At 59.7% G+C, this 26,681-nt stretch carries 23 protein-coding genes and 1 tRNA gene; 13 read left to right on the plus strand and 11 right to left on the minus strand.

Annotated features, from left to right (window positions below):
• Positions 1 to 178: 178 nt before the first annotated feature.
• Positions 179 to 778: a phosphoribosylglycinamide formyltransferase gene (purN, locus tag AC13RC_RS03035; RefSeq protein WP_488556452.1), complete on the plus strand. Its 600-nt coding sequence runs from the start codon at positions 179 to 181 to the stop codon at positions 776 to 778.
• 121 nt (positions 779 to 899) lie between these two features.
• Here purN and AC13RC_RS03040 read toward each other — a convergent pair whose 3' ends face one another.
• Positions 900 to 1,652 carry an SDR family oxidoreductase gene (locus AC13RC_RS03040; protein WP_488556453.1) on the minus strand — a complete coding sequence of 251 codons (753 nt, stop codon included), beginning with the start codon at positions 1,650 to 1,652 and terminating at the stop codon, positions 900 to 902.
• Positions 1,653 to 1,749: 97 nt separating this feature from the next.
• Here AC13RC_RS03040 and AC13RC_RS03045 point away from each other — a divergent pair, with 97 nt between their 5' ends.
• Positions 1,750 to 2,658 (plus strand): AraC family transcriptional regulator, encoded by a 909-nt coding sequence (locus tag AC13RC_RS03045; RefSeq protein WP_488556454.1) that lies wholly within the window; start codon positions 1,750 to 1,752, stop codon positions 2,656 to 2,658.
• A gap of 16 nt (positions 2,659 to 2,674) precedes the next feature.
• Here the strand turns inward: AC13RC_RS03045 and AC13RC_RS03050 are convergent, their stop codons facing one another.
• Positions 2,675 to 3,073, minus strand: coding sequence for a PilZ domain-containing protein (locus AC13RC_RS03050; RefSeq protein ID WP_173002491.1), 399 nt, complete (start codon positions 3,071 to 3,073; stop codon positions 2,675 to 2,677).
• A 310-nt stretch (positions 3,074 to 3,383) separates the two neighbouring features.
• Here AC13RC_RS03050 and AC13RC_RS03055 point away from each other — a divergent pair, with 310 nt between their 5' ends.
• Positions 3,384 to 3,818 (plus strand): glyoxalase superfamily protein, encoded by a 435-nt coding sequence (locus tag AC13RC_RS03055; RefSeq protein ID WP_488556455.1) that lies wholly within the window; start codon positions 3,384 to 3,386, stop codon positions 3,816 to 3,818.
• Between the two features lie 64 nt (positions 3,819 to 3,882).
• Positions 3,883 to 5,250 carry an MATE family efflux transporter gene (locus AC13RC_RS03060; protein ID WP_488556456.1) on the plus strand — a complete coding sequence of 456 codons (1,368 nt, stop codon included), beginning with the start codon at positions 3,883 to 3,885 and terminating at the stop codon, positions 5,248 to 5,250.
• Between the two features lie 462 nt (positions 5,251 to 5,712).
• Here AC13RC_RS03060 and iolB read toward each other — a convergent pair whose 3' ends face one another.
• From iolB to AC13RC_RS03085, 5 genes are all read right to left on the minus strand, one after another.
• Positions 5,713 to 6,510, minus strand: a complete 798-nt coding sequence (gene iolB, locus AC13RC_RS03065) for a 5-deoxy-glucuronate isomerase (protein WP_113354087.1) — start codon at positions 6,508 to 6,510, stop codon at positions 5,713 to 5,715.
• A 176-nt stretch (positions 6,511 to 6,686) separates the two neighbouring features.
• Complete coding sequence (iolE, locus tag AC13RC_RS03070; RefSeq protein WP_488556457.1) at positions 6,687 to 7,604, minus strand: myo-inosose-2 dehydratase; 918 nt, start codon at positions 7,602 to 7,604, stop codon at positions 6,687 to 6,689.
• Positions 7,605 to 7,669: 65 nt separating this feature from the next.
• The gene (iolD, locus tag AC13RC_RS03075) at positions 7,670 to 9,520 is read right to left on the minus strand and encodes a 3D-(3,5/4)-trihydroxycyclohexane-1,2-dione acylhydrolase (decyclizing) (RefSeq protein WP_488556458.1); all 1,851 of its coding nucleotides are present in this window, start codon (positions 9,518 to 9,520) and stop codon (positions 7,670 to 7,672) included.
• A 25-nt stretch (positions 9,521 to 9,545) separates the two neighbouring features.
• Positions 9,546 to 11,480: a bifunctional 5-dehydro-2-deoxygluconokinase/5-dehydro-2-deoxyphosphogluconate aldolase gene (locus AC13RC_RS03080; RefSeq protein WP_488556459.1), complete on the minus strand. Its 1,935-nt coding sequence runs from the start codon at positions 11,478 to 11,480 to the stop codon at positions 9,546 to 9,548.
• Between the two features lie 179 nt (positions 11,481 to 11,659).
• Entirely contained in the window at positions 11,660 to 12,532 is an 873-nt protein-coding gene (locus AC13RC_RS03085) for a MurR/RpiR family transcriptional regulator (protein ID WP_488556460.1), read from the minus strand.
• A gap of 233 nt (positions 12,533 to 12,765) precedes the next feature.
• On the opposite strand from AC13RC_RS03085, the gene AC13RC_RS03090 reads away from it, so the two are divergent.
• The 3 genes from AC13RC_RS03090 (at position 12,766) to AC13RC_RS03100 (ending at position 15,457) form a co-directional block, all read left to right on the plus strand.
• Positions 12,766 to 13,884, plus strand: a complete 1,119-nt coding sequence (locus AC13RC_RS03090; protein ID WP_488556461.1) for a Gfo/Idh/MocA family protein — start codon at positions 12,766 to 12,768, stop codon at positions 13,882 to 13,884.
• A gap of 136 nt (positions 13,885 to 14,020) precedes the next feature.
• On the plus strand, positions 14,021 to 15,238 hold the full coding sequence (locus AC13RC_RS03095; RefSeq protein WP_488556462.1) for an NAD(P)/FAD-dependent oxidoreductase: 1,218 nt from the start codon (positions 14,021 to 14,023) through the stop codon (positions 15,236 to 15,238).
• A 129-nt stretch (positions 15,239 to 15,367) separates the two neighbouring features.
• A tRNA-Ser gene (locus AC13RC_RS03100) sits at positions 15,368 to 15,457 on the plus strand.
• Between the two features lie 72 nt (positions 15,458 to 15,529).
• Here AC13RC_RS03100 and AC13RC_RS03105 read toward each other — a convergent pair.
• Positions 15,530 to 16,444 carry a LysR family transcriptional regulator gene (locus AC13RC_RS03105; protein ID WP_488556463.1) on the minus strand — a complete coding sequence of 305 codons (915 nt, stop codon included), beginning with the start codon at positions 16,442 to 16,444 and terminating at the stop codon, positions 15,530 to 15,532.
• A 118-nt stretch (positions 16,445 to 16,562) separates the two neighbouring features.
• On the opposite strand from AC13RC_RS03105, the gene AC13RC_RS03110 reads away from it, so the two are divergent.
• From AC13RC_RS03110 to AC13RC_RS03125, 4 genes are all read left to right on the plus strand, one after another.
• Positions 16,563 to 17,291 carry an SDR family oxidoreductase gene (locus AC13RC_RS03110; RefSeq protein ID WP_145320621.1) on the plus strand — a complete coding sequence of 243 codons (729 nt, stop codon included), beginning with the start codon at positions 16,563 to 16,565 and terminating at the stop codon, positions 17,289 to 17,291.
• A 35-nt stretch (positions 17,292 to 17,326) separates the two neighbouring features.
• On the plus strand, positions 17,327 to 17,611 hold the full coding sequence (locus AC13RC_RS03115; RefSeq protein WP_488556746.1) for an Atu4866 domain-containing protein: 285 nt from the start codon (positions 17,327 to 17,329) through the stop codon (positions 17,609 to 17,611).
• A 541-nt stretch (positions 17,612 to 18,152) separates the two neighbouring features.
• Complete coding sequence (locus AC13RC_RS03120) at positions 18,153 to 19,214, plus strand: porin (protein ID WP_145320617.1); 1,062 nt, start codon at positions 18,153 to 18,155, stop codon at positions 19,212 to 19,214.
• Between the two features lie 447 nt (positions 19,215 to 19,661).
• On the plus strand, positions 19,662 to 20,729 hold the full coding sequence (locus AC13RC_RS03125) for a porin (protein ID WP_112723018.1): 1,068 nt from the start codon (positions 19,662 to 19,664) through the stop codon (positions 20,727 to 20,729).
• 125 nt (positions 20,730 to 20,854) lie between these two features.
• Here AC13RC_RS03125 and AC13RC_RS03130 read toward each other — a convergent pair whose 3' ends face one another.
• Together AC13RC_RS03130 and AC13RC_RS03135 are read right to left on the minus strand one after the other, a co-directional pair.
• Entirely contained in the window at positions 20,855 to 21,748 is an 894-nt protein-coding gene (locus AC13RC_RS03130; RefSeq protein WP_488556464.1) for an alpha/beta fold hydrolase, read from the minus strand.
• A gap of 126 nt (positions 21,749 to 21,874) precedes the next feature.
• Positions 21,875 to 23,926: a lytic transglycosylase domain-containing protein gene (locus tag AC13RC_RS03135; RefSeq protein WP_488556465.1), complete on the minus strand. Its 2,052-nt coding sequence runs from the start codon at positions 23,924 to 23,926 to the stop codon at positions 21,875 to 21,877.
• A 217-nt stretch (positions 23,927 to 24,143) separates the two neighbouring features.
• On the opposite strand from AC13RC_RS03135, the gene dapA reads away from it, so the two are divergent.
• Positions 24,144 to 25,028, plus strand: coding sequence for a 4-hydroxy-tetrahydrodipicolinate synthase (dapA, locus tag AC13RC_RS03140; protein ID WP_095434357.1), 885 nt, complete (start codon positions 24,144 to 24,146; stop codon positions 25,026 to 25,028).
• A 128-nt stretch (positions 25,029 to 25,156) separates the two neighbouring features.
• Entirely contained in the window at positions 25,157 to 25,636 is a 480-nt protein-coding gene (gene smpB / locus AC13RC_RS03145) for an SsrA-binding protein SmpB (RefSeq protein WP_069616140.1), read from the plus strand.
• A gap of 284 nt (positions 25,637 to 25,920) precedes the next feature.
• Here smpB and AC13RC_RS03150 read toward each other — a convergent pair whose 3' ends face one another.
• Positions 25,921 to 26,505 (minus strand): LabA-like NYN domain-containing protein, encoded by a 585-nt coding sequence (locus AC13RC_RS03150; RefSeq protein WP_069616141.1) that lies wholly within the window; start codon positions 26,503 to 26,505, stop codon positions 25,921 to 25,923.
• Between the last annotated feature and the right edge of the window lie 176 nt (positions 26,506 to 26,681).

The following is a 26,681-nucleotide window of genomic DNA, read 5'->3' on the forward strand; positions in this document are numbered from 1 at the left end:
GCTGGCTTTGTTTCCCGAATTCGGTTGCTGGGTGCGGCAGAATAGGCGCTTGGCGGGTGGTTGCAAGGTGGAAAGACGCGGCCTTCGGATTGCGTCGTCGCAATCATTGAAAATCCTCGTCAGTTGTCATTAAAGGGAGTCTCGGTCGTCGCGATAGCATCGATTAACGAGGCCCCTGATGGATAAGCTCGCAATAGCGTTCCTTGCATCAAACAATGGAACCTCATTTCGGACGATCAACGAAGCCATTCGAGCGAACACAATGAACGCCACCGCTGTCGTGCTGGTTAGCAATAGGGCTTCGTCCCCAGCGCTCACCTATGCTGAGGCCAACGATATTCCCTCGCTTCATATTCCGACGAAGGATAGGGAAGCTGATGCGGACAAACAGCTTCGCGACACGCTAATCGCTTATGACGCTGAAATCGTTGTCTTATCTGGCTATCTCAAGAAACTTGGCCCGCTTACGCTAGCCGCTTTTGAGGGGCGAATATTGAATGTTCATCCGGGGCTGCTGCCCAAATACGGCGGATTGGGAATGTATGGGCGAAGAGTTCACCAAGCCGTGCTCGACGATCGGGAGACAGAAACAGGTGCAACGATCCACCTCGTAGACGGAGAGTATGATCACGGAAGAACTGTGGCCACAACGACTGTTCAAATCCATCCCGACGACAGCGTAGTTTCGCTGGAACAACGAGTCATGGCTGCGGAATGCGATCTTTTCACCGATCTCATACGCCGCATATCAAAGGGCGAACTACGCCTGCCGTTATAGAACGGCGCAAAGAGCCGAACGCAGCTGCCGGTCCGCGCTCCCGGGGCCGATGGCTGCGTGTTCCCTCTAATGCACGGCCGAGTCGGGACGGCAGCAGCTTTTTGGCTGCCACCGATTCCGGTTACAAACCTGCCTCAGCCATCCAGAGTTCAGCATCCGCACCGCCCGGAATTCGCAGCGGGGCGGATGGATCGGTGGCTGCCCGCCACACTGCCTTCGCTACGTCGGGAGCATAGGTCACAGGGCTGGTGTCGTCCTGTACATTCTTTATGAATTGCTGGATCAAGGGCGCATAATCCGGATCGTCCAGACCACGCAGATGTGGACGCGCATTCTCCCCAAAGCGAGTTTCCGGCGACCGGCCTGGCAGGACAATATGCACCCGCACGCCAAATGGCTCCATCTCCACTGATAAGGACTCGGTGAACGCGTTCACCGCCGCCTTGCTCGCCCGGTAGATCCCAATCACAGGCAGAGTCTTGACCGTCACCGTGGAGGTGACGTTGACGATGACTCCGGCCCGACGTTGACGCATCTGGGGCAATATGGCCTGAATCATCGCCAATGTCCCGATCGTATTTGTCTGGAACAGCGACTGCACCGTCTCCGGCGCAGTCAGCTCGATTGGTGAGGGCGCTCCGAAACCGGCATTGTTGACCAATACGTCTATCGGACCGGCAGCCTTCACGGCGTCCGCGATGCTTGCCGGATTGGTGACGTCGAGCGCGAGAATACGCAAGCGTTCGGAAACCGGTAGCAGCTCGGGTTTGGGCGTGCGCATCGTTGCGATGACATCCCACCCTCGTTCAAAAAACAGTTTCGCAGTCTCCAAGCCGAAGCCAGACGAGCAACCAGTAATCAATATCGTGGACATGAGCCTCTCCAAACAAAAGGAATGATTCCATGGTAATGACCGCGCGAGAGACTTTATATACGCTATAGTCTCCCTTTCTTTAGCGTTAGTCCTGATTATGGCCGTCGATCCCCTTGCCGAAATCGTCACACTGCTGCAGCCGGCCGCACGCTTTTCGAAGCTGGTGGAATGCGCCGGCGCCTGGCGAATTCATCGCGAGGCCACAGGCGAGCCATTCTACTGCGCAATCCTTGAGGGGCGTTGCCGTGTAACGTTTGGAGGACATCAGCCTTTCATCCTCCGAGCCGGCGATTTCGTGCTCGTGCCGGCCATGCGCGACCTCATCAACGAGAGTGTCGACGCACCGGCCGGTCTGTCCGCCATGGTTCCAACGCAGTTGAGTGGCGGCCATTTCCGTGTCGGACGCCTCGAAGGGCCGGCGGATATGCGCATGCGCATAGGGCATTGCAGCTTCGGTGCGCCGGATGCGGCCTTGCTCGTTTCCCTCTTGCCTGATGTAGTTATCGTTCGTGACGAGCCTCGGCTCGCGACGCTGATGCAATTGGTCGGTGAGGAAACGCGCGAGCGCCGGCCGGCACGCGAACTCGTGCTGGAACGGCTGCTGGAGGTGTTGTTGATCGAGGCATTGCGATCCGGTACGGAACCAACCGTCACGTCTAGCTTGGGCCGCGGCCTTGCCGATGAACGCCTAGCCGCAGCACTTCACGCGATGCATGCGCGTCCTTCCCATCCTTGGACTGTCGCGGATCTTGCGACCGAAGCGGCCCTGTCCCGATCGGCTTTCTTTGCGCGTTTCAGCCGCGTCGTTGGCCTGCCGCCAATGGAATATCTAATGGCTTGGCGCATGGCTCTTGCAAAGCAGCTATTGCGCAGCCGCGAAATGCGGATGGATCAGGTAGCTGAACGCGTTGGCTACGGATCGGCAAGCACTTTCAGTGCTGCCTTTGCGCGATACACAGGTATGCCGCCTGCACGATATGCCCGCGGGGACGTGCGAAGCGATTGAGGATGTGAAGCCGAATTTATACCGGCCGCCTCTTGCCGCGCGCAGCCAGGGCTTCAACATTGCCGATCATGAAATCGGCGCGCACGACGCGACGCAGCGTTTCCGGTTCGATCAGGTTGATGAAGCGCACATGGACGCGGTTGCCGTTGCGGCTCGTTTCAGCGCAGGCGATGCGGTAGGCAAGACCGAGGATGTTCAGATAGTAGTGGGTCGGCAGGCCGACGGTCGTGGCGACGGTGAAGCTCGCGCCGCCGCGCGAAATGTCGGTAATCTCGGCGCTGCGTACGGAAATACCCGTCAGACAGGGACGAACCGCTACGAGACGCGCCGGCCTCTGGACGTAGAACCGTTCCCAGCTGCGTTCGTAGACTTCGGATTTGACTTTCGCCAGATGGGTTGCGCGAAGCATTGTCATTCCCTGTTGAAGAACAGACCGAATTCATCTCGGTTACACTACGAACCTTGCACGGAGATTTTGCGGAAGCGTCAATTGCATTGGTAGAATTTTAACGGGTTCGTCTTTTGTGCCGATTTGGCCGCATCTTGACAGCGGGAGCGGCTTCGATCATACGAAAGCTCGGTTCGAGGCGCCTGCCGCTCGCGGATGAAAATCCAAGGTGAAGTCCTCGCTGTTTTAGGTCACGGCCATTCAGGGCATGCTGACTGACGGTAATGCGAGCCCCGTTTCACGGTCGTAATTGCGTGCCTTAGCAAAGGCTGATCCTATGACGACGTATCCGTCCATAGATGAATTGAAGGCTCAGGCCCGGCGTCTGCGTCAGGCGATGGCCGAACGCGGCGACGACATGAGCCACTCGACGGCACTGGAGCTCATCGCCAAGCAACACGGGCTGCGCGACTGGAACACGCTGTCGGCGCTTGCCGCAAAACCCAACGATGGGCCGGATGCGCCTTTCGATGTCGGTTCCGCCGTGCGCGGGCGCTATCTGAACAAGCCCTTCACGGGCAAGGTTCTGGCGATGTCGGCGAAGTCTGGCGGGCTCTACAGGATAACGATCCATTTCGACGAGCCTGTCGATGTGGTGGAGTTCGAGAGCTTCTCGGCATTCCGCCAGCGCATCAATGCCCAGGTCGACGCCGATGGCATTTCGCCGCGCCGGACATCGAACGGCATACCGCACCTCGTTCTCGACATCTGATTTCATCCTTCATCACTAGACCACTATCCTCGCCGCTTGCGAGCGATTCCGTCCGGATACCACCATGGCGCACACGAACGAAAACAACATGTTCCTCACCGGCTGGCTGCCTGGCGTCTTTGCCAGGACGGCCGCGCCGATCATCATCATCACCACGGTCAGCGGCCTCTTCGCCGTCGTCGACGCCTATTTTCTTGGCGTCTATGTCGGCGGCGACGCGCTGTCCGCCGTCAGCCTCATCTTTCCCGCGCTCATGCTGCTGATCGCGCTGCAGACGCTGGTTTCGAACGGCATGGCGAGCATTCTCGCCCGCCGCCTCGGCGCCGGTGATCGCAAGGGCGCGAAGTCGGTATTCACCGGCGCCCACACGCTGACACTTGCCATCGTGGTCGTAATCAACCTCGTCTACTGGCTCGCCGGTCGGCAGTTCATTGCCGTGGCTGCGGCGGGAAATGTCGATGTCGCCCGCAACGCCGAGGCCTTCATGGGCACCATGATCGCCTTCGCGCCGATCAGCTTCTTCCTGTCGGTGCATCTCGATGGGCTGCGCTGCGAAGGAAAGCTCGGTTTCATGACGCTGGTGACGCTTGCCTCGACGCTGCTGAATATCGTGGCAAACTGGCTGCTGATGGCCGTCCTTCATTGGGGCGTGGTCGGCTCCGCCGGCGGCTCGATCCTGGCGCAATTCATCTGCCTGGCGCTCGTCGTCATCTATCGCCTGCGTCGGCCGAACGGGCTCTGGGTCGATATGGCGCTGCATGTTCGCGAGTGGCGCGGCATCTTTGCCTTCGGCGCGCCGATGAGCCTCGGCTTCATCGGCATTTCGCTAAGCTCGGCCGCCATCCTCTTCAATGTGTCGATCTGGCATCAGGGCGATTATGTCGCAACCGTCGGCGCCTATGGCATCGTGACCCGTGTCATGACCTTCGCCTATCTGCCGCTACTGGGCTTGAGCATCGCTCTCCAGACCATATCGGGCCACAACCATGGCGCAGCGCTTCCGGCGCGCGTCGGTCATAGCGTTGTCATCGCCCTGATTTCGGCTCTGGTCTATTGCGCCGCCGTCGAATTCGTCGTCGAGCTGCTGGCGGGGCATCTGGGCTCGGTCTTCGTCGCCGATCCCCTGATCGTCGCGGAAGTGGGCCGCATCCTGCCCTGGACGATCGGCGCCTATTTCCTCTTCGGCCAGGCGATCATCCTGTCGTCCTATTTCCAGTCGATCGGCGATGCGAAACGCGGCGCGATCTTTGGCCTGTCACGGTCTTACCTCTTCACCCTGCCGCTGACATTCCTCCTGCCGCTTGTCTTCGGCGAACGCGGGATATGGATGACGCCGATCTTTGCAGAAATGGGGATGATTCTGCTGACCTGGCTGGTGCTGTCGCGCAATGCCAGGGATCGGAAATGGCGCTACGGCTTGTTGCCCGCATGATATGAGAAAGGCCGCGCTTTCAGGGCGCGGCCTCCTTTTGCTGAAAGCTCGGGGCCATCCTCGCCCTTCGAGGCTTCGCTCCTCAGGGTGAGCAGGGCTATCGCATATGGAGCGGATGAGCACCGGAAGCTCCTTCTCCCCTCGGGGAGAAGGTGGCCCGAAGGGTCGGATGAGGGGGCTATCGATTTGAATTCATGGATTTTCGTGCATTTGGCAGGCACCCCCTCATCCGCCTGTCGGCACCTTCTCCCCGAGGGGAGAAGGGGAGGTGGCAACAATTTCAGCTCGTATGCGATAGACCTGCCAGGGTGAGGATGGAGCAGGCTCGTCGCCATCGCAATGCAGAGGCAATGAAGAAATGAGCCCGTAGCGGCTGGGTGCAAAGATTAGCCCTCATGCTGAGGAGGCCCGAAGGGCCGTCTCGAAGCACGAGGGCGGATGGTTGAGAACAGCGCCACCAGCTCAGGACTTCAGCAGCCATTCATGTTCCACGGCATTATGGAATTTCCAGATGCGCTTCGGCCCGGCCATAACGTTCAGGTAATAGAGATCGTAGCCATGGCAGGCAGCGCAAGGGTGATATCCCTTGGGCACCAGCGTCACATCGCCATCCTCCAGTACCATCACCTCATCGAGCGACCGGTCGTCGGTATAGACCCGCTGGAAGCCAAAACCCTGCGGCGGGTTGAGGCGGTGGTAATAGGTCTCCTCAAGGAAGCTTTCGTTCGGAAGATCGTCCTGATCGTGCTTGTGCGGAGGGTAGGAGGAGGTGTGTCCGCCGGGCGTAATCACTTCCACGACCAGCAGCGAATGTGCCGCGCCATCATCTTCCGGCATGATGTTGTTGACGTAGCGAACATTGGTGCCCTTGCCGCGCGTGAGCGCCGGATGCGTGCCCGGCGGGATGGCGCGTGCTTCATAGGAGCCGCCGCCCGGTGCCGAGCAGACGGCGAGTTCCAGATCGGTCTCGGCGGTCACCGACCAGCTCGAGCCTGCTGGAATATAGAGCGCATGCGGCGCGCCCTCGAAGGGGCTCATGCGGCCGCCGAGCGAGCCGAAATCCTTCGTACCCGCCTTGGCGCTGCCCTTGCCGCTAACCCAGACGAGGCAGACCTCGCGATCACCGGTCTCGGCCGAAGCGGTTTCGCCCGGCTTCAGGCGGTGGAGATCGAAGCCGACATAGGTCCAGCCGGCGCTTTCGGGCGTGACATGGGTGACGCGGCCATGGGAACCGTCAGGTTTGACCTTGAGATTGGGCATGGGTCTGTTCCTCCATTGCTTGGGAAAACGCTCCTCGCTGCCTTCGATGTGGGCGAGGAGGCGCTCATCTCTCGAGCAATTCCAGGAAAAGTGCGCAGCGGTTTTCCGTCCGGAATTGCATGAAAACAAAGAGCTAGAGCGTTTTCGCGATTCGAAGAAAAGCGGAAGCGCTCTAGCTATCCCTTGGGAAAGCCTTCGGTTTCCACCGTGTAGCCTGCGGCCGTCATGACACGCATCAGCTCGGCATGGCCGATCTCGGCCATTTTCTGTGGCGGCGCCTTGCGCGGGTCCTGTTCGGCTTCGACCACGAACCAGCCTTCATAGCCGTAATCGGCGAAGCGCTGGACGATGGCGCCGAAATCGAGCGAGCCATCGCCCGGCACCGTGAACGCGCCGAGCGCGACGGCATCGAGGAAGGATTGCCGGCTGCGATCCAGCCCGTCGACGATGGACGTGCGGATATCCTTGACGTGAACGTGGTTGATGCGGGCGTGGTGGTTGTCGATGGCGCGCAGCACGTCGCCGCCGGCAAAGGCCAGGTGACCGGCATCGAGCAGCAGCGGAATGCCTTCGCCGGAATTGCGCATGAAGGCGTCGAGTTCCGGCTCGGTTTCGACCACGGCTGCCATATGATGATGATAGGAAAGCGGCATGCCTTGCTCGGCGCACCATTCGCCGAATTCGGTGACCCGGCGGGCATAGGCCTTCATCTCGTCATCCGAAAGGCGCGGCTTGGTGGCGAGCGGCTTAGAGCGGTCGCCCTGGATGGAGCGGCCGACTTCGCCATAGACGATGCAGGGCGCATTGACGGCCTTGAACAGCTCGATCATCGGCGCGATACGATCCTTGTTGGCGGCAAGCTCCTCATTGACGAGCGTGCCGGAAAACCAGCCGCCGCAAAGCGTCACGTCGGCGGCACGCAGGATTGGCAGCATCTCATCGGGATTGCTCGGGAAGCGCCGGCCCTGTTCCATGCCGGTAAAGCCGGCGCCGCGCGACTGGCGTAAGCATTCTTCCAGAGATACGTCGTCGCTGAGCTCCGGAAGATCGTCGTTCCACCAGGCGATGGGCGACATGCCGAGTTTGGCCTTCATCAATGGTCTCCTTGAAAAGCTATTGGAGGAGCCGAAAGCTCCTCCAGAAAAATGACGGAAATGGATCAGCCGATGCGCTGGGCGGTGCGGGCTTGTTCGTAGGCGGCGCGAGCCTTGTTGACCTCGGCGCGCGGGCTGACTTCGGGAACGGCGACATCCCACCAGTGGCCGCCTTCATTCGTGGTAATCAGCGGGTCGGTGTCGATGACGATGACCGAGCTGCGGTCGTTCTTCTTCGATGCCTCGATGGCCTGTTCCAGCTCGGTGATGGACGAGACCTTCACGGCTATCGCGCCCATGCTGGCCGCATGCGCCCGGAAGTCGATCTCCGGCATCACCTCGAAGCGCGCATCCTTCAAAAGATTGTTGAAGTTCGCGCCGCCGGTCGCCATCTGCAGGCGATTGATGCAGCCATAGCCACGGTTGTCGAGCAGCACGACGGTAATCTTCAGGCCGAGCATGACGGAGGTCGCCAGTTCGGAATTCAGCATCATATAGGAGCCGTCGCCGACCATGACGACGACATCCTTCTCCGGCCGCGCCATCTTGACGCCAAGGCCACCGGCAATCTCATAGCCCATGCAGGAGAAGCCATATTCCATGTGATAGCTGCCGGGTGCGGTCGCCGGCCAGAGCTTGTGCAGCTCGCCGGGGAGGCCGCCAGCTGCGCAGACCAGAATGCTGTTTTCGCCACCGAGCGTGCGGGTGACGGCGCCGATGACCTGGGCGTCGGAGGGCAGGGCGGCATTGGTGGTCGCCATGGCCTTTGCGGCGGCTTCCATCCAGATCTGCTTTTCTTTCGTCGCCTTTTCGGCAAGCGATGCCGGTGCGCGCCAGCCGGTCAGGCCCGCGGAAAGCGCCTTCAGCCCTTCGCGCGCATCCGTCACCAATGGGTGACTGTTGTGCTTCAGCGCATCATAGGCCGCGATGTTCAGGCCGATCATGGCCAGCTTCTCGTTCTTGAACAGCGCCCAGGAGCCGGTGGTGAAATCCTGGCAGCGCGTGCCGACGGCAATCACCAGATCGGTTTCTTCGGCGATGGCATTGGCGGCAGAGGTGCCTGTCACGCCGACAGAGCCGAGTGCGAGCGGATGTGTCTCGTCGATCGCCGATTTGCCGGCCTGCGTGACGACGACGGGAATGTCATGCGCTTCCGCGAAAGCCACTAGTTCCTTGGTCGCCTGCGAATAGAGCACGCCGCCGCCGGCCAGAATGACCGGCTTTTCCGAGCGGCGGATCAAGGCGATGGCGCCGGCGAGTTCGTCGGCATCCGGCTGTGGGCGGCGTGGCACCCAGACATGCTCCTCGAAGAAGCTTTCGGGATAATCATAGGCTTCGGCCTGCACATCCTGGCAGAGCGAGAGCGTTACCGGGCCGCAATCGAGCGGATCGGTCAACACCTGCATGGCGCGCTTCAGCGCCGTCATGATCTGCTCCGGGCGGGTGATGCGGTCGAAATAGCGCGATACCGGGCGGAAGGCGTCGTTGGCGGAGACGGTGCCGTCGCCGAAATCCTCGATCTGCTGCAGCACCGGATCTGGAGCGCGATTGGCAAAGATATCGCCGGGCAGGAAGAGAACGGGGATGCGGTTAACATGTGCTACACCGGCGGCCGTCACCATATTCAGCGCGCCGGGGCCGATGGAGGTCGTGCAGGCCATGAAGCGCTGACGAAAGCTCGCCTTGGCATAGGCGATGGCGGCATGGGCCATGCCCTGCTCATTGTGGGCACGGAAGGTCGGTAGCTCCTCGCGCACTTGATAGAGGGCCTCGCCGATGCCGGCGACATTGCCGTGACCGAAGATGGCCCAGACGCCACCGAAAATCGGCTGCTTCTGCCCGTCGATGACGGTCATCTGCTTCTTGAGGAAATGCGCGACGGCCTGCGCCATCGTCAATCGGATCGTCTTGCCCATCGGGCGCCTCCCAAATGCTAGATTCTCACAGGCCGCGAGTCTTGAGCCACGCGTCCGTCAGTTGCCGGAAACGGCCGGCCATGTCGGCAATCGCTTCCTCGTCGTTCATGCCACCCGAGAGCCACGCACGGGCCGCATCGGAGAAGATGGTCCGCCCAACGGCGAAGCCCTTGACCGAGGGAGCCGCCAGCGTCGCCTCGAAGCTGCGGATCAGTTCTTCCGCCGGCGCCTCCAGGCCGAGCAGGACGATACCACGGCACCATGGATCATTTTTGGCGATCACGGCATCGATTTTTTTCCAGGCAGCCGTCGATTCCTGCGGCTCCAGCTTCCACCAGTCCGGCTTGATGCCGAGTGCATAGAGCTCTTCCATTGCCCTCGGAATCGTATCGTCGGTCAGTGGTCCGTTCTTGCTGGCGATGATTTCCACCAGCAGTTCGCGTCCTACCTTGCGCGCGGCCTCGAACAGGGTCCGCAGCTTCTCCTGCTGCTCCGCCTTCAATTCTTGCGGATCGTCCGGATGGTAGAAGCATAGGCATTTGATGCAATGATTGAGCGGCCATTCGACGAGCTGGGAGCCGATGTCCTGGCTGAATTCGAATTTGAGCGGCTTCGATCCCGGCAGTTCGACAGGGCGGCCGATCCAGGAGAAATTCTTTGTTGCCGCATCGAAGAAGGCGTCGCGCCCGAAGCGCTCGTCGATCAGCATGCCATAGCCGGGGCGGCCGTCGGCCACCCGCGCCGCCGCCTCGACGGCCAGTCGCTTGAAGGCGACGATCTTGTCATGGCCGATGCCCAGTTCATCGCAGACGCTGACGAGCTGCGAGCGATGGTCGATCGCAAGCGCCATCAGCAGCGGGATTTCATCGGCGCGGCGGGTCGTCGCCCAATGAATGTGGTTGATCGCCTCGTCCTTGCGCAGCGCCCTATGCTTGCTGCCCGTTTTCAGGAAGAAATCGAGCTCCGTCCAGGTCGGATACTCCGGCGAGCAGAGCAGGCGCGAGACGGCGAAGGCGCCGCAGGCATTCGCCCAGGTGGCGCAGGTCTTCAAGGGCTCGCCGCGCAGATAGCCGCGCAGGAATCCGGACATGAAGGCATCGCCTGCGCCGAGAACGTTGAAGACCTCGATCGGGAAACCCTGGCCGACGATACCGGCTTCGAGATCGTCGGAGATCGGGCCTTCATAGACGATGCAGCCCATAGCGCCGCGTTTCAGCACGATGACGGCGGACGAGAGACGGCGAATTTCCTTCAAGGCGCCGAGCACGTCGTCGGCACTGGAGGCGATCATGATCTCTTCTTCCGTGCCGACGATCAGGTCGCAATCCGGCAAGGTCTCCTTCATTTTGGAGGACACGCGATCCGACTTCACATAGCGCTCGAAGCCTTCGGCATGGCCGGCGAGGCCCCAGAGGTTCGGCCGGTAATCGATATCGAAGATCACCTTGCGGCCGTTCGCCTTGGCGATACGGATCGCCTTGCGTTGGGCCGCTTCGGTGTTGGGCTTGGAGAAATGCGTGCCGGAGACCAGAACAGCGCCCGAGGACTTGATGAAGCCTTCGTCGATATCGTCTTCGTTCAGCGCCATGTCGGCGCAATCTGACCGATAGAAGATCATCGGCGAGACGCCTTCGGCCTCGACCGCGAGCAATACCAGCGCCGTCAGCCGTTCCTTGTCTGTTGCGATCCCGTCGACGGCCACACCTTCGCGGGCGGTCTGCTCGCGGATGAAGCGGCCCATCTGCTCGTCGCCGACACGGGTGATAAGGCCGGATTTCAGGCCGAGCCGCGCCGTGCCGATGGCGATATTGGCCGGGCAGCCGCCGACCGATTTGGCGAAAGAGGCGATGTCTTCGAGCTTCGAGCCGATCTGCTGACCATAAAGGTCGACGGAGGAGCGGCCGATGGTGATCACATCGAGTTTTGCGTCCGGCCCAGCGCCAGAATTGTCGTGTGCCATGATGTCCTCCCGTCGGAGCATGACCTCTTTTGCTTTTCAGCCTGCGCCGAGATCATGCGTTATTGAAAGTGCCGGTGTTCGTTTCGTCCCGGTTGCTATGGATCTGGCAGCCATCTCCCGCGGCCGTGATCTTGGTTGTAGTGAAACATTGGTTCCGAGATTTTGTCAATTCGGAATGTTTATTCCATTTTCGTTTTATCGGCTTTTGTCGCAGCTTTTCGACGGCGCTCGGCGATGGCGACAGGAAAGGCCATGATCAGCGCCATCGATGCCGATAGCGAGCGGAAACCCGCAAAATCGGCTTCCGCCACTTCAAACCAGTAGTCGGCGCAAGCGGTAAGCGGCGAAAAGGCCGAATCGGTAATGGCGATGACCGGGACGTTGCGCGAGGAGAGATCCTGTGCCTGCGCCAGGCTATCGGCGGCATAGGGCGAAAAGCTCGCGGCGATGGCGGCGTCCTTCTCCGTTGCGAAGCGGGTGATCTCGCCGTCGATGCCGTTCGGCGAGGCGACGATCTGGTGACGAATGTTCAGCTTGGAGAAGGCATAGGTCATATGTGCCGTCAGCGGATAGGAGCGGCGCTTGGCGATGAGATAGATCGTCTCGGCCGCTGCAAGCACGTCGACGGCCTTGGCGAAGGTGTCGGTCTCGATGGTTGCGGCGAGCTTGTTGACGGATTGGCTCGCCGCAGAGAGGAAGCCCGAGAGAATGCTGGCCTCTTCGTTCTCGATGCCGGAGCGTTCGAGCGTTACCAGCCGCTCCTCATAGCTCAGCGTCCGGTCGCGCAGCCGTTCACGAAAGATGCTCTGAAGATCGGAAAAGCCCTCATAGCCGAGGTGATGAGCAAGGCGCACCAATGTGGAAGGCTGAACTTCGGCGGCAGCCGCGATGCTGGCCGTCGTGCCGAAGGCGATCTCATCGGGATTGCCGAGCGCAAAGGCGGCAACCTGGGCCAACCGCTTCGGCATGGCATTCTTGCGCTCTATAATGGTGCTGCGCAGGCTTTCGAAGTCGCGTGGTACCTTGGTCTGCGTCTCGATATTGTTGTCCATGCACCGTCCTTTAGCTCCCCCAATGCCCGTAATGAAACAAACGTTCCATATTTCCAACGATACCGGATTTTGAATCGTTCGGCACGAATAATTTTAAGTTTATGATTTTAAACGTGTAAATATGAATTTCTGCCTGCGGAAGAGATGCCGATGCCATGAGTGTGCTTGTCAAAACGGTCTAAATATTCCAAAAATCGCGCAACTTCGGGAGCGGATTTGAGGAGGAAGGGTAAATGAAGCCGTTGGGCGTTGGATTGATCGGCACCGGTTATATGGGCAAATGCCATGCACTGGCATGGAATGCCGTCAAAACCGTATTCGGCGATGTCGCGCGGCCGCGCCTGGTGCATCTTGCCGAAGCCAATGCCGATCTGGCAAAGGCGCGCGGCGACGAATTCGGCTTCGAAAAGGCAACGGCCGACTGGCGAGATCTGATTGCAGACCCGGATGTCGACGTTGTCTCGGTCACGACTCCCAACCAGTTCCACCCGGAAATGGCGATCGCAGCCCTTGAAGCCGGCAAACATGTCTGGTGTGAAAAGCCGATGGCGCCATCCTATGGCGATGCCGAACGCATGCTGGCTGCGGCCAAGGCCTCGGGCAAGGTTGCCATTCTCGGCTACAATTATATCCAGAACCCGGTGATGCGGCACATCAAGGCGCTGATTGCGGAAGGCGCGATCGGAGCGGTCAATCACGTCCGCGTCGAGATGGACGAGGACTTCATGGCCGATCCGAACGGCCTATTCTATTGGAAGAGCGAACTTGCCTCCGGTTATGGCGCTCTCGATGATTTCGCCGTGCATCCGCTTTCGCTGCTCTGGTTCCTGTTCGGCCATGTGGAAGCCGTCATTACCGACATGGTGAAGCCCTATGCCGAACGGCCGTTGAAGGATGGTGGCAGCCGCGCGGTCGAAAATCACGATCTCGCCAATGTGCTGATGCGGCTTGGCGGCGGCATTTCCGTGGTTCTCATGGCCAACCGCTCCGCTTGGGGCCGCAAGGGACGGATCGCGTTGCAGATCTTCGGCTCCAAAGGCTCGATCTCCTATGACCAGGAGCGCATGAACGAATTCGAGCTCTACCAAGCCGAGGGCAGGGACAGCGAACAGGGCTTCCGCAAGGTGCTGGCCGCACCCGCGCACAAACCCTATGACCGCTTCATCCCGGCGGCCGGCCACGGCCTTGGCTTCAACGATCTGAAGATCATCGAATGCCGCGAGCTGATCCGAGCCATAGGGGGCGAAGCTGCGTCAGTCGTGGCTTTCAAGGATGGGCTGCGAATCGAGAAATCGGTGCACGCCATGGCGCAATCCTTCCACGAGCGCCGCTGGGTCGAAATATCAGGCTGAGCCTGTCGGCCTAACTTTCTCCCGATCCGGGGCGCAGGGTCAGTCGTGATTGACGCTTGCGGATGCAGGCGTTACCCCTGAATCCTACGAGCGCGTCCATACTGGGGCTCGCCATAATAACAATGGAGTACGGATCGTGACGGGCAGATTGGTCATTATCGGGGCCGGGCAGGCGGGTTTCGCGCTCGCTGCCAAATTGCGCGGGTTGGGTGATTCGCGGCCGATCACCATCGTCGGTGCTGAAGAGAATCTTCCCTATCAGCGACCGCCACTGACCAAGAAGTATCTGCTCGGCGAAATGACTTTTGATCGCCTGCTGTTCCGGCCTGAACATTGGTATGCCGACAATAATGTCGAGATTCGTGTGTCCACCTGGGTCGAGCAGATCGATCGTGCCGCAAAGCAGATCGTCATGCAGGACGGCTCCAGGCTGGATTATGAGACGCTGGCGCTTGCGACGGGCTCGACGCCACGCCGCCTGCCGCCCTCCGTCGGCGGCGCGCTCGAAGGCGTCTATCTGGCCCGCGACAAGCGCGATGCCGATCTTCTTGCCGGCGAGATGCGCCCTGGACGCCGGGTGCTTATCATCGGCGGCGGCTATATCGGGCTCGAGGCAGCCGCTGTCGCGCGCCATCGCGGCCTTGAGGTCACGCTCATCGAGATGGGCGACCGAATATTGCAGCGGGTGGCGGCCAAGGAAACGGCTGATATTTTCAGAGCCATTCATCAAAAGCACGACGTGGTCATTCGTGAGAAGATCGGCCTGAAACAGCTCATCGGCCGCAACGGCCATGTCGCCGCCGCCGAATTGTCCGATGGGTCCACCATCGATGTCGATTTCGTTGTCGTCGGCATCGGCGTTGCTCCCAATGATAGGCTTGCCAAGGAGGCCGGCCTTGAGGTCGGCAACGGCATCGTCGTCAATTCGTTTGCCCGCACCTCCGATCCCGCAATCTTCGCCATGGGGGATTGCGTGGAGTTGCCATGGGAGGGTGGCCGTATCAGGCTCGAATCCGTGCAGAATGCTGTCGATCAGGCGGAAGCCGCGGCGGGAATCATAGCCGGCAACGAAAAGGCCTATGACCCGAAGCCGTGGTTCTGGTCGGATCAATATGACGTCAAGCTGCAGATCGCCGGTTTCAATCTGGGTTACGACGAGACGCTGCTGCGTCCGGGCGCGCGCGAGGGTGCTGCTTCCGTCTGGTATTTCAAGCAGGGCCGTTTCATAGCCGTCGACGCGATAAATGATGCAAAGGCCTATGTGACCGGCAAAAAGCTGCTGGAAATCGGCGCCAATCCGTCCAGGGAGATCCTCGCCGACCCGGCCGCGGATTTGAAGCAGCTGCTGGCTTGATGTGAATTTTCGAGCCGGCCGCAGTATGCTTCGGGCGACAATCGCCTGTTGCTGAATCACAGAAAGAACGTACACAAGCGCGAAAAAGCGCTTGCGTCGATAAATGAATGGCCCTATCAGGGCCGCACCGGAGAGGTGGCCGAGTGGTCGAAGGCGCTCCCCTGCTAAGGGAGTATACCAGAAATGGTATCGTGGGTTCGAATCCCATCTTCTCCGCCATTTTCCCGATTTTCGTACCCTACAGACGACGGCCCGCGATCTTGGCGCTGCCAAACCGATCAAGGCCAGTTGTTATCGGGAATTTCGGCCTGCAAAGCCTTCGTAGCGCTTCAGGTATGCTATGAGCGCCCGCAGCTTCGGAGCCATGTTCCGTCGATTGGGATAATAGAGGTAGAAGCCAGGGAAATAGGGGCAATATTCCTCCAGGATCGGCACTAGCTCGTCCCTCTCGATGAAAGCACGAAAGCTTTCCTCCATGCCGAATGTGATTCCCGCTCCGGCGACAGCCAGCTTGATCATTACGCCCATGTCATTCGTCGTCACCTCCGGCGCGACTTCCATCCGGAATTCCTTGCCTTCTTCCGTAAACTCCCAGCGGTAGGGGGCAGCCTTTGGCGAGGGGCGCCAGCCTATGCATCGATGCAGGGAGAGTTCTTTCGGATGCGCGGGGATGCCGAATCGGTCGCGATAGGCCGGCGAACAGACGGCCAATTGCCGTTCGTCTCCGGCGACGGGTACGGCAATCATATCCTGATCGATGACTTCACCAAGCCGGACGCCGGCGTCATAGCCTTCCGAGACGATGTCGAATTCCTCGTCCGTGACGGTGATGTCGAGCTGGATCTCGGGATTGGCGGCCGCAAAGCCCGCTAGAAAATCGCCGGAGAGAAATCGCTCCGCGATCGATGAAACGGCGAGCCGTAATTGGCCGCGGGGCCGCGTCCGCAATGCGTCCGTCTTTTCCATCGCGGTGCGTATGTCCGATACCGCCGGCTCTATGTCCGCATAAAGCCGTTCGCCAGCCTCTGTCAGGCTGACGCTGCGGGTTGTGCGCTGCAGCAGCGCGATGGCCATGCTCTCCTCCAATCGCCGGATCGTCTGGCTGACTGCCGACCGGGTGACGCCGAGCCTATCGGCAGCAGCGCGAAAATTGCGCTCTTGAGCGACGAGAATGAAGACGGAGAGAGCATTGAGATCAGGCCACATTGGTAATTATTACTTTCCAAGCTGTCACTGAATGGATCGCTTATCACGACAATGAGACTCTGTATCCTCCCTATAGCGGTTCCAGGCGAGAACCGTTCACATAGCAAGGAGTGATCGTATGCCTATCGATAAAGTCATCCTCGTCACGGGTGCCTCCAGCGGCATCGGTGCGGGCATCGCCCGCGAACTCGCTTCCGCCGGCGCAAAGGTCATGTTGGGCGCCAGGCGCATCGATAGATTGGAAGCATTGGCGGCCGAGATTCGGGAAATGGGCGGCACGGTCATGACCCGCCGGCTCGACGTCACAGATAGGGCTGACGTAGCCGCCTTTGCAGAGGCGGCACGCCTGGTCTGGGGACGCGTCGATGTGATCGTCAACAATGCCGGCATCATGCCGCTTTCCTTGATGGCTTCGATGAAAGTCGAGGAATGGGACAGAATGGTCGACGTCAATATCAAGGGCGTGCTTTACGGCATTGCGGCGGTGCTGCCGGAAATGGCGGCACGCGGCACCGGCCACATCATCAATATCGCTTCGATCGGCGCGCTGGCTGTCTCACCGACTGCCGCCGTCTATTGCGCAACCAAGTTCGCCGTTCGGGCTATCTCCGATGGGCTACGCCAGGAATGCCGCGATATCCGGGTCACCTGCATCCATCCGGGCGTCGTCGAGAGCGAGCTGGCCGAGACGATCACCGACCCAGTGGCCGCCGAAGCGATGAAGTCCTATCGGGCCGTCGCGCTAACGCCCGATGCCATCGGTCGCGCGGTACGCTTCGCCGTCGAGCAGCCCGATGATGTGGATGTCAATGAGATCGTCGTTCGCCCGACGCGGGCGGCACATTGATTCGCGCTCTCTTTGCTCTCACCCTGTCCGGCGTCGTGTTCGCGCTGCCTGCCCTTTCCGAGGATCGAATCGAAATGAAGACACCGATACATGCTTACGTCGGCATGTGGACGACGGCCGACAATCATATCCGTCATGAACTCCTGCCAAATGGCCGATATATCGAAGCGCGGGGAAGCCGCGAGCGTGCCTATCAGGGGCGCTACGTGGTGACGGGCGATCATATCGACTATTGGGACGATACCGGTTTCACTGCCGATGGCGATTTCATCGATGGGGTGCTTCATCACGCCGGAATGATCCTCTATCGAAGGAAATGACGGTGTGAGGCGATATCTGGTCATTGGCGGCTCGGCCTTGCTCAATGCCTACACGTCGCAGTCGAATCGGCCATTTCAAGGAATCACCCCGTCCTTGCGTCGTTTTGGGACGAGGGCCAGACCCGCCAGTGGCTGTCGATCCCGGGTGGGTCGGCGAGGCAAGCGTCATACAGAGCTTACCAAACCCAGCAAAATCCGCCGGTTAGCCATGGAAAGGCCATTCCAATGCCTTTTTCCAATCAGCGGGGACCATTTTCACTGCGCGCGTAAGTGCCGGTAGATTAAGGAGTTTCTTAATGAAGTCTAAATAATTGCGGCCGCCGTGTTGCTGACTTGTGTCCTTTCGGCAACAGGACTTGCGGAAGGCTTACGCAAATCCCCTGTTCCGCGAAAATGTCGATTGCGTGACAGTGCACGTCTTGTATTTTCACTCTCGGAAGCGAGGGCGATTGATCGTCCACTTCTTGAAACACGAGGATGGGACAGGGAATACCTTCGGGTAGTTCTCATTCTCGAGATAAAACTTTGACTGGAGGTCAATATGAACATCAAGAGCCTTCTTCTCGGCTCCGCTGCTGCACTCGTAGCAGTATCCGGTGCTCATGCGGCTGACGCTATCGTCGCTGCTGAGCCGGAGCCGCTCGAATACGTCCGTATCTGCGATGCATTCGGTGCTGGTTATTTCTTCATTCCGGGCACGGAAACCTGCCTCAAGATCGGCGGTAAGGTTCGTACCGAAGGTCAGTGGTACGACGCCTACAACCCGAATTCTCGTCTGGGCACGCTCTGGCATACCCGCGCTGAGTTGAACGTCAACACCGCGACCGACACCGAATACGGTCCGCTGAAGACTGAAACCATCATCCGTTGGGACTGGAACGACGGCAACGCCACCAAGACCAACCTGCTGTGGGCTTACATCAGCCTCGGCGGCTTCACGGTTGGTAAGACGGACTCGCAGTTCAACGTCTTCACCGGCTATGCCGGCGACGTCATCAACGACGACGTGGTCTATGACGGCCCGTACGAACTGAACCAGATCACCTACAACTACGACGCCGGCAACGGCTTCACGGCTGTGATCTCGCTCGAAGACAGCAACTCGGGCGTTGGTGCTACCGGTTCCAACGGCGAAGACAGCTCCGACCACTACGCTCCTGACGTTGTCGCAGGTGTTGGCTACAAGGCTGGCGCATGGGGCTTCAAGGTCGTCGGCGGTTACGACTCGATCGTCGAAGAAGGCGCCGTTAAGGCTCGTGTTGACGCCGACTTCGGCGCATTCTCGGCCTTCTTGATGGGCGGCTGGAACACCGATGGCGACAAGCTCAACAAGTACGCTGGTTCGAACGGCGCTGGCGATGCTGCCGGTATCGGCTGGGGTGACTGGGCTGTTTGGGGCGGCGTTGGCGTTCCGATCAACGAAAAGCTGAAGTGGAACCTCCAGCTCGCCTACACCGACTCGAAGATCTTTGCCGCTACCACGAACGTCAAGTGGAACCCGGTCAAGAACCTGCTTATCGAGCCGGAAGTCTCCTACACCAACTGGGACTCCATCAATCAGGACCAGTGGGCTGGTATCCTCCGCTTCGAGCGCACTTTCTAATCTGATCTGACCTCGGTCATTTAAGATTGTTCACTACGATGATGGAAAGCCCGGCGAATAGCTGGGCTTTCTTTATTTGAGAATATCGACAATTAGAGTTCAGTCTTGAGAGCGCTCTATGCTCTTTTTCGGCGCGATCGACCCGTGGTTGCGCATCTCTTTCAAGTAATCTGAAGTAGTTTTCGGCTGCTAACGTGTCGATAGTATGACAGTTTTGCGACGTGATTTTTGTGCAACGCACGCGTTTGAAACCGCCGTCACAATTGTTCATAGTTTATCTCTGATATTGCTCTGAAAAAAACGATCTGTAGGTTCCAAATCGGAAGCGAGACTTAGCGTCTTGGTTCTCCCAGATCAGGGGTCAACTTTAAAACCAGGTGGGGTAGGGCGCGTCGATTTTCTCGGCGTGAATTGTCATACCTAATCGATATTGGAACTGGAGTTACTATGAACATCAAGAGCCTTCTTCTCGGCTCCGCTGCTGCGCTGGCAGCAGTATCCGGTGCTCATGCTGCTGACGCGATCGTCGCTGCTGAGCCGGAGCCGCTGGAATACGTCCGCATCTGCGATGCCTATGGCGCTGGCTACTTCTTCATCCCGGGCACGGAAACCTGCCTCAAGATCGGCGGCCGCGTCCGTACCGAAGGCGGCTGGTACAACGCCTACAAGGCTGGCCAGGACGCAGGTGCCCGTGGTACCTACTGGCATACCCGCGCCGAACTCTCTCTCGACACTGCCACCGACACCGAATACGGCCCGCTGAAGACCAATACCGTTGTTCGTTGGGACTGGAATGACGGCAACGCCACCACGACCAAGCTGCTTTGGGCTAATATCAGCCTGGGTGGTTTCCTCGTCGGTAAGGCCGATTCGGTCTACTCGACCTTCCTCGGCTATGCCGGCGACGTCATCAACGACGACGTGATCGAATACGGCATCAATAACACCGACGAACTGAACCAGATCACCTACAAGTATGACGCCGGCAACGGCTTCACGGCTGTGATCTCGCTGGAAGATTCCAATTCCGGCACGGGCGCGACCGGTGCAAACGGCGAAGACAGCTCCGACCACTACGCTCCGGACGTCGTTGCCGGTGTTGGCTACAAGGCCGGCGCCTGGCAGTTCCGCGTCGTTGGCGGCTATGACTCCATCGTTGAAGAAGGCGCGGTTAAGGCTCGCGTCGATGCCGACTTCGGCGTTCTCACCGCTTTCGTTATGGGCGGCTGGAACACTGATGGCGACAAGCTCAACAAGTATGCCGGCGCCGGCGGTGCTGGTCTCGGTTGGGGTGACTGGGCTGTCTGGGGCGGCGTTGGCGTTCCGATCAACGACAAGCTGAAGTGGAACCTGCAGCTCGCCTACGACGATCTGAAGACTTTCGCTGCGACGACGAACGTCAAGTTCAACCCCGTCAAGGACCTGCTGATCGAGCCGGAAGTGACCTACGTCAACTACGACGCCGTCAACAAGGATACCTGGGCTGGTATCCTCCGCTTCCAGCGCACGTTCTAATTCGGTTCGCCGAACAAGTTTGATAAATCTTCTGGTCAGACCTCCGATCGGAAGAGGAAAGGCCCGGTCTCCCAACCGGGCCTTTTGCTTTGGCCAGACGTCGAATAGTGCGCGGGTGCCTGTTGTTAAAGCCCCGAGATGAAATGCCGGATCGCATCCGGAACATCGCCCAAATGTAAAATCGGGGCATGTCCTTGTCCTCTCGCGATCTTGATGACCGTTCCCGGATGACGGCTTGCCATCTCGTCCGTTGTGGTCTGTGTCAGAAGCTTCGAATTCTCCCCGCGAATCACCATCAGCGGAATATGTTGAAACGCTTGGAATTGCGGCCAGAGGTCTGGAATCGGCGCCTTCAGGTCGAGTGCCTGCATCTGCGCTGCGATGGCGGGATCGTAATCGGCAATCGGCTTGCCGTCACGAAAGGCATAGATCGCCCGTGCCATGTCCTGCCAATCCTCCTCGTCAAGCGCGCCAAAGGCGCTGCCATGGTTCTCCCGAAGGATCTCGATCACCTCGTCCCAATTGGCGGGTTTCTTGTCCCGGTTGAGATAATCGCGGATATCCGCCAATCCGATCTTCTCAAGGACTGGACCGATATCGTTGAGAATCACCGCCTTGAGGATATCGGGCCGACTGGCTGCGAGCATATGAAGGACCAGGCCGCCGCGCGAGGTGCCGATGAAGATGGCCTGATGAATCCCGAGCGCAGCGCAAACCGCGAGGACATCTTGCCCTTCCACGATGAGATTGTAGTGAGATTTGTCCTCATCCCATTCGGATGCCCCGCGCCCGCGGGCATCGAGCGTGATCACCCTGCGCGGGGCTATCGGGTCCTGTGACAGAAGCAGCGCCAGTTGATGAAAGTCCCGCGAGTTTCGCGTCAAGCCGGGCAGACAGAAGACGGGTGCTCTGGCCTTCGTGGTCGTCTCGTCACCGGCATAGTCCCGCACATGGAGCTTCAGGCCATCTTCCGCTGCGATCGTTCTGACAAGAAAACCGCTTTCGTCGTCGCTGCGCATGCGCCATCCCTCGTGCTCTGGCTATCACGAGGGATGTAACGTCATTTTTTTAGCCTTCACAACTGCGGTTGTTGACTGAAGCATATCGCGCAAGGCCGGACGGCTGCTTTGCGATAGTGCTGGGGCTTAGCCGCGGCCGTCAACCAGATCGTGTACGATGTCGGTCTTCTGTCCCAGCCGGGCCTTGTAGACCTGATAGTTTTCCATCACGCGCTGCACGTAGTTGCGGGTCTCGGGGAAGGGGATGCGCTCGATCCAGTCGATCACATCGTCGAGCGATTTGCCGCGCGGGTCGCCATAGCGGCTGATCCATTCCGGCACCTTGTTCGGCCCTGCGTTGTAAGCGATGAAGGTCAGGATGTAGGAGCCGCCGAAAGTGTCGATCTGCTCGCCGAGGTAATGAGCGCCAAGCGTGGCATTGTAGCCCGCATCCTGCGTCAGCTTGTCGGCTGAAAAGGCCATTCCGTGCCGGCCGGCAACCGCCTTTGCCGTCTTCGGCAGCAGCTGCAGCAGGCCTCGGGCATTGGCAGAGGAAACGGCGGCCGGATTGAAGGCGCTCTCCTGCCGGGCAATGGCATAGGCTAGCGCTTTGCCGGAGCCGGAAATATTCGCATTGTCCGGAATGACGCCGATCGGGAAGGCGAGTGCAGCGACGTCGATGCCGCGCCCATAGGCGATCTTGCCGATCTGCAGCGAAAGCTGGTGATTGCCGGAACGCTCCGCGCTGGCAGCCAGCATGGCGACTTCGCCGGGACTATCCAGCTGTTTCGCGAGCGCACGATAGAGCGCATCGGCACGCCATCCGTGCCCTGCGGCCTCAAGCCGCGAAATCGCCTGTACCGCCTCACGCCCCTGGAAGCGCTGGCGATCCGTAGCCGAGGGCGAGGGATAGGTGACGTTGAGGGTGCGGCGGCCAAGCTTCTCGGCGGCAAGCTGGCCGTAGAAGGTGCTCGGATAAGAGGCGGCCTTCGCGTAGAAATCGGCAGCCTTGCCCGGTCCGCCCGCTTCGGCGGCACGGCCGAGCCAATACCAGCCGCGCGATTGCGAGATCGGGCCGTTCGAGACCTGCAGGATCTTGCGGAAATGGGCTGACGCGTTTGCGCCGTCCTGCAGGCCGCGCAGAGCGTACCAGCCGGCATGGAACTCGGCCTCGCCGACATCCTGCGGGCTTTCTGCGACGCTGGCATCGACGACGCGGTAGGCGGCCTTGAACTCACCCTGATCCACCAGGCCGCGGCTGACGATGCGCTGCTCGGCCCACCATGCGCCGGGGCTGACAAGCACGCTGCGGTCTTTGGGCATTTGCGCCAGAAGATTGGCGGCATCGTCATATTTGTTCTGACGACGCAGGTTTTCGATCCGCATGAAGAGATAGGCGGGGTCCTTGCGCCACTGCGCGTCGATGGCTGCGATCAGCGCATCGGCCTTCGGCGAGCGATCATTGACCGCCGCCCACGCCTTATAGAGCGATTGCGCTTTGCCGAGATCGCCGAAGCGTTTGGCCTGCGCGGTCCGGTCGCGGTAAAGCAGATAATCCATGCGCGCCTTGTGATCGGCAGGCGAAAGCAGGCTGGGGAATTCCGCAAGGATCTTGTCCTCGAGAGGCTTGTCCAATGGCTCATCGCGCCAGATCTTGCGGATCAGCTTTCCGGCCTGTGCCGACGCGCCGCGTGCCATAAGAGCACGCGAGAGGATGATGCTGCCCTCCACGGTCTCCGGCTGCGAGCTGCCGAAGGCGGCAAGGACTTGATCCGTTGCCGGATTTTCTATGTAGAGCGCCCGCTCGGAATTGGCGCGCAGGCTGCCGAGGCCCGGCCAGCCTTGAAGCTCGCGGGCGGCGGCGGCAATCTCGCCGGAGGGAATGCCTGGTTGGCCCGAAGTCGCAATTGCCCAGGTCAGGATATGGCGATCGAGCGTGCCTTCACCCATGCCGTTGCGGATGGCGAGCGCCTGCATCGGGTTCTTGTTGGAAAGGGCGTCGAGGCCTGCCTTCAGGTCTCCGCTCACCGGCGCGATGGTGCCGCCACGCGGGATCGCGGCCGTGCTCATGGGGTCCGGCGCCATGGCGACATAGGCGTTGGCGGTCGTTGGTATCTGCTGGCCGGGAAGTTGCGAGGCAACCGCGCCCCAGGCGACCGCCAAGCCCACGGCGGTCCAGATCATGACAGGTCTCTTCATCCGGCTACTCACAAAACAAACAGGCCCCTTCCATTTGCCAAATGCTATATTAACGAAACCTTACCGGTGGTCCGAATTTCAATCAATTATGATATCGGAAACTGCCCTTAACCATTCAAAGCGTGCTTGTCGCCGTCAAGCCGGCGCTTTATGGTGCGCGGATTCATAACCATGGATTGCGGCTGAAGCATGAATGCCGCGCCGCTAGGAGACTTGCATGTTCCAGGGATCCATTCCCGCTCTCGTTACGCCCTTTACTGACGCCGGCAAGGTGGACGAGGCATCCTTCGCCTCGCATGTGGATTGGCAGATAAAAGAGGGCAGCAAGGGACTGGTGCCCGTTGGAACGACGGGTGAATCGCCCACCCTCTCGCATGATGAACACAAGCGCGTCGTCGAGCTCTGCATCGAGATCGCCAACAAGCGCGTCCCGGTGATGGCGGGCGCTGGCTCGAACAACACGCGCGAGGCGATCGAGCTGGCGCAACATGCCGAAAAGGTCGGCGCCGATGCGGTGCTGGTCGTGACACCCTATTACAACAAGCCGACGCAGAAGGGCCTCTACGCGCATTTCGCTGCGATCGCGGAAGCGGTGAAGTTGCCGATCTATATCTACAACATTCCCGGCCGCTCGGTGGTCGATATGACGCCGGAGACGATGGGCGCGCTTGCCAAGGCCTACGCCAATATCGTCGGTGTAAAGGATGCGACCGGCAAGATCGAACGCGTCTCCGAACAGCGCATCAGCTGCGGCCGCGATTTCCGCCAGCTTTCCGGTGAGGATGCGACGGCGCTCGGTTTCAATGCCCATGGCGGCGTCGGCTGCATCTCGGTCACCGCCAATGTCGCGCCGCGCCTTTGCGCCGAATTCCAGGCGGCCACCCTTGCAGGCGATTATGCCAAGGCTCTCGAATATCAGGATCGCCTGATGCCTCTGCACAAGGCGATCTTCCTCGAACCCGGTCTCTGCGGCGCCAAATACGGTCTTTCGCGTCTTGGCCGCATGAGCCGCAACGTGCGCTCGCCGCTCCTGTCGACCCTGGAGCCGGGCACGGAGGCAGCGATCGACGCGGCCATGCGCCATGCCGGTCTCCTGAACTAACGGCGTCACAGCCGCGCTGCCGAAACTCTGCCGGACCGCTCTCTTCACAAGGAGGGCGGTCTCGCTTATTTAGGGGACAGGCGCGCGTTCGGCCGCTGCCGGAATGACGCAAGAAAAGAAGAAGAATCATGGCACCCAAAGGCAGCCAGCGTGTGGTGAAGAAGATTGTGGCGGAGAACCGCAAGGCACGCTTCAACTACGAGATCATCGATACGTATGAAGCAGGGCTCGTGCTGAAGGGCACCGAGGTCAAGTCGCTGCGCGAAGGCAAGGCGAATATTGCAGAGTCCTACGCTTCGGACGAGGATGGCGAGATCTGGCTGATCAACTCGTATCTGCCGGAATACCTGCAGGCGAACCGCTTCAATCACGAGCCGCGCCGCCGCCGCAAGCTGCTGCTTTCCAGCCGCGAAATCGGCCGGCTGCGCTCGGCCATCAATCGCGAAGGCATGACGCTCGTGCCGCTGAAAATCTACTTCAACGACAGCGGCCGCGCCAAGTTGGAACTGGCCCTCGCCAAGGGCAAGAAGCTGCATGACAAGCGCGAGTCCGAGAAGGAGCGCGATTGGAACAGGCAGAAGAGCCGCCTGCTCAAGGACAATGGGTGAGGGTGAGGAGCGGTCGGGCAAAGCCCGAGCAATCGATTCAGTGAATCGATTGCAGCGACGAACGCCCTGAGCCCTAGCGAAGGGCCGGCTGTCGCGGCAAATACGAAACGCTTCCCGGCGTCCACAACCATCCCTGCGCAACCACAGCTGCGCGTCAATCGATTTCAGCGACGAACACCCTGAGCCTTAGCGAAGGACCGGCGGCCGCGGCAACAACAAACCCTTCCGCTGCGCGGCAACTACTCTTCGGCGGCCAGTAACCTGTCAGATGCAGCCAGTCCCAATTATTCTTCGTCATCCGAAGCGGCCGGTGTCGGTTCGGCGGGACGTTGTGGACGCTCGGAAGCCTCGCGGCCGATTTCGGCCTTCAGCGATACGAGATCGATGAAATGATCGGCCTGACGGCGCAGATCGTCGGCGATCATCGGCGGCTGGGTCGCCATGGTCGAGATGACCGATACCTTGCGTCCGCGACGCTGGAGAGCTTCAACGAGGGTCGTGAAATCGCCGTCGCCGGAAAAGATCACCAGATGATCGACGGTTTCGGACTGCTCCATGGCGTCAATCGCCAGCTCGATGTCCATATTGCCCTTGATCTTTCGGCGTCCCATGGAATCGGTGAATTCCTTGGCCGGCTTGGTAATCACCTTGTAGCCGTTGTAATCGAGCCAATCGATCAGCGGCCGGATGGAGGAATATTCCTGGTCTTCGATGAGGGCGGTGTAATAATAGGCGCGCAGCAGATAGCCGCGTTTCTGAAATGCTTTCAGGAGCTTCCGGTAGTCGATATCGAAGCCGAGGCTCTTGGATGCAGCGTAGAGATTGGCGCCGTCTATAAAGAGTGCAATTTTTTCGCGTGGGTCAAACATCTCTTACATATCCACTGTTATAAAAACGTAATCACTTCATTCAAACACAAGCTAAAACAATGCCTTGTAGGGCGTTGCAGAATAATTCGTATTACTTTATGAATTATTCATATAACCCAGATTTAGGGCACGCAATGCGATATTCCAAGCAATCCAAGGTAGAAATCGTTGTTTGT

It is taken from the genome of Martinezella sp. CNPSo 3890 (assembly GCF_057784455.1).

Coding starts and splice junctions, on each gene's coding strand:
- AC13RC_RS03110 (WP_145320621.1), top strand. CDS start 16,563: ATGCCTATCGATAAAGTCATCCTCGTCACGGGTGCCTCCAGCGGCATC.
- dapA (WP_095434357.1), top strand. CDS start 24,144: ATGTTCCAGGGATCCATTCCCGCTCTCGTTACGCCCTTTACTGACGCC.
- AC13RC_RS03135 (WP_488556465.1), bottom strand. CDS start 23,926: ATGAAGAGACCTGTCATGATCTGGACCGCCGTGGGCTTGGCGGTCGCC.
- AC13RC_RS03080 (WP_488556459.1), bottom strand. CDS start 11,480: ATGGCACACGACAATTCTGGCGCTGGGCCGGACGCAAAACTCGATGTG.
- AC13RC_RS03050 (WP_173002491.1), bottom strand. CDS start 3,073: ATGACAATGCTTCGCGCAACCCATCTGGCGAAAGTCAAATCCGAAGTC.
- purN (WP_488556452.1), top strand. CDS start 179: ATGGATAAGCTCGCAATAGCGTTCCTTGCATCAAACAATGGAACCTCA.
- AC13RC_RS03045 (WP_488556454.1), top strand. CDS start 1,750: ATGGCCGTCGATCCCCTTGCCGAAATCGTCACACTGCTGCAGCCGGCC.
- iolE (WP_488556457.1), bottom strand. CDS start 7,604: ATGAAGGCCAAACTCGGCATGTCGCCCATCGCCTGGTGGAACGACGAT.
- AC13RC_RS03120 (WP_145320617.1), top strand. CDS start 18,153: ATGAACATCAAGAGCCTTCTTCTCGGCTCCGCTGCTGCACTCGTAGCA.
- AC13RC_RS03130 (WP_488556464.1), bottom strand. CDS start 21,748: ATGCGCAGCGACGACGAAAGCGGTTTTCTTGTCAGAACGATCGCAGCG.
- AC13RC_RS03040 (WP_488556453.1), bottom strand. CDS start 1,652: ATGTCCACGATATTGATTACTGGTTGCTCGTCTGGCTTCGGCTTGGAG.
- AC13RC_RS03055 (WP_488556455.1), top strand. CDS start 3,384: ATGACGACGTATCCGTCCATAGATGAATTGAAGGCTCAGGCCCGGCGT.
- iolB (WP_113354087.1), bottom strand. CDS start 6,510: ATGCCCAATCTCAAGGTCAAACCTGACGGTTCCCATGGCCGCGTCACC.
- AC13RC_RS03150 (WP_069616141.1), bottom strand. CDS start 26,505: ATGTTTGACCCACGCGAAAAAATTGCACTCTTTATAGACGGCGCCAAT.
- AC13RC_RS03125 (WP_112723018.1), top strand. CDS start 19,662: ATGAACATCAAGAGCCTTCTTCTCGGCTCCGCTGCTGCGCTGGCAGCA.
- smpB (WP_069616140.1), top strand. CDS start 25,157: ATGGCACCCAAAGGCAGCCAGCGTGTGGTGAAGAAGATTGTGGCGGAG.
- AC13RC_RS03085 (WP_488556460.1), bottom strand. CDS start 12,532: ATGGACAACAATATCGAGACGCAGACCAAGGTACCACGCGACTTCGAA.
- AC13RC_RS03090 (WP_488556461.1), top strand. CDS start 12,766: ATGAAGCCGTTGGGCGTTGGATTGATCGGCACCGGTTATATGGGCAAA.
- iolD (WP_488556458.1), bottom strand. CDS start 9,520: ATGGGCAAGACGATCCGATTGACGATGGCGCAGGCCGTCGCGCATTTC.
- AC13RC_RS03060 (WP_488556456.1), top strand. CDS start 3,883: ATGGCGCACACGAACGAAAACAACATGTTCCTCACCGGCTGGCTGCCT.
- AC13RC_RS03105 (WP_488556463.1), bottom strand. CDS start 16,444: ATGTGGCCTGATCTCAATGCTCTCTCCGTCTTCATTCTCGTCGCTCAA.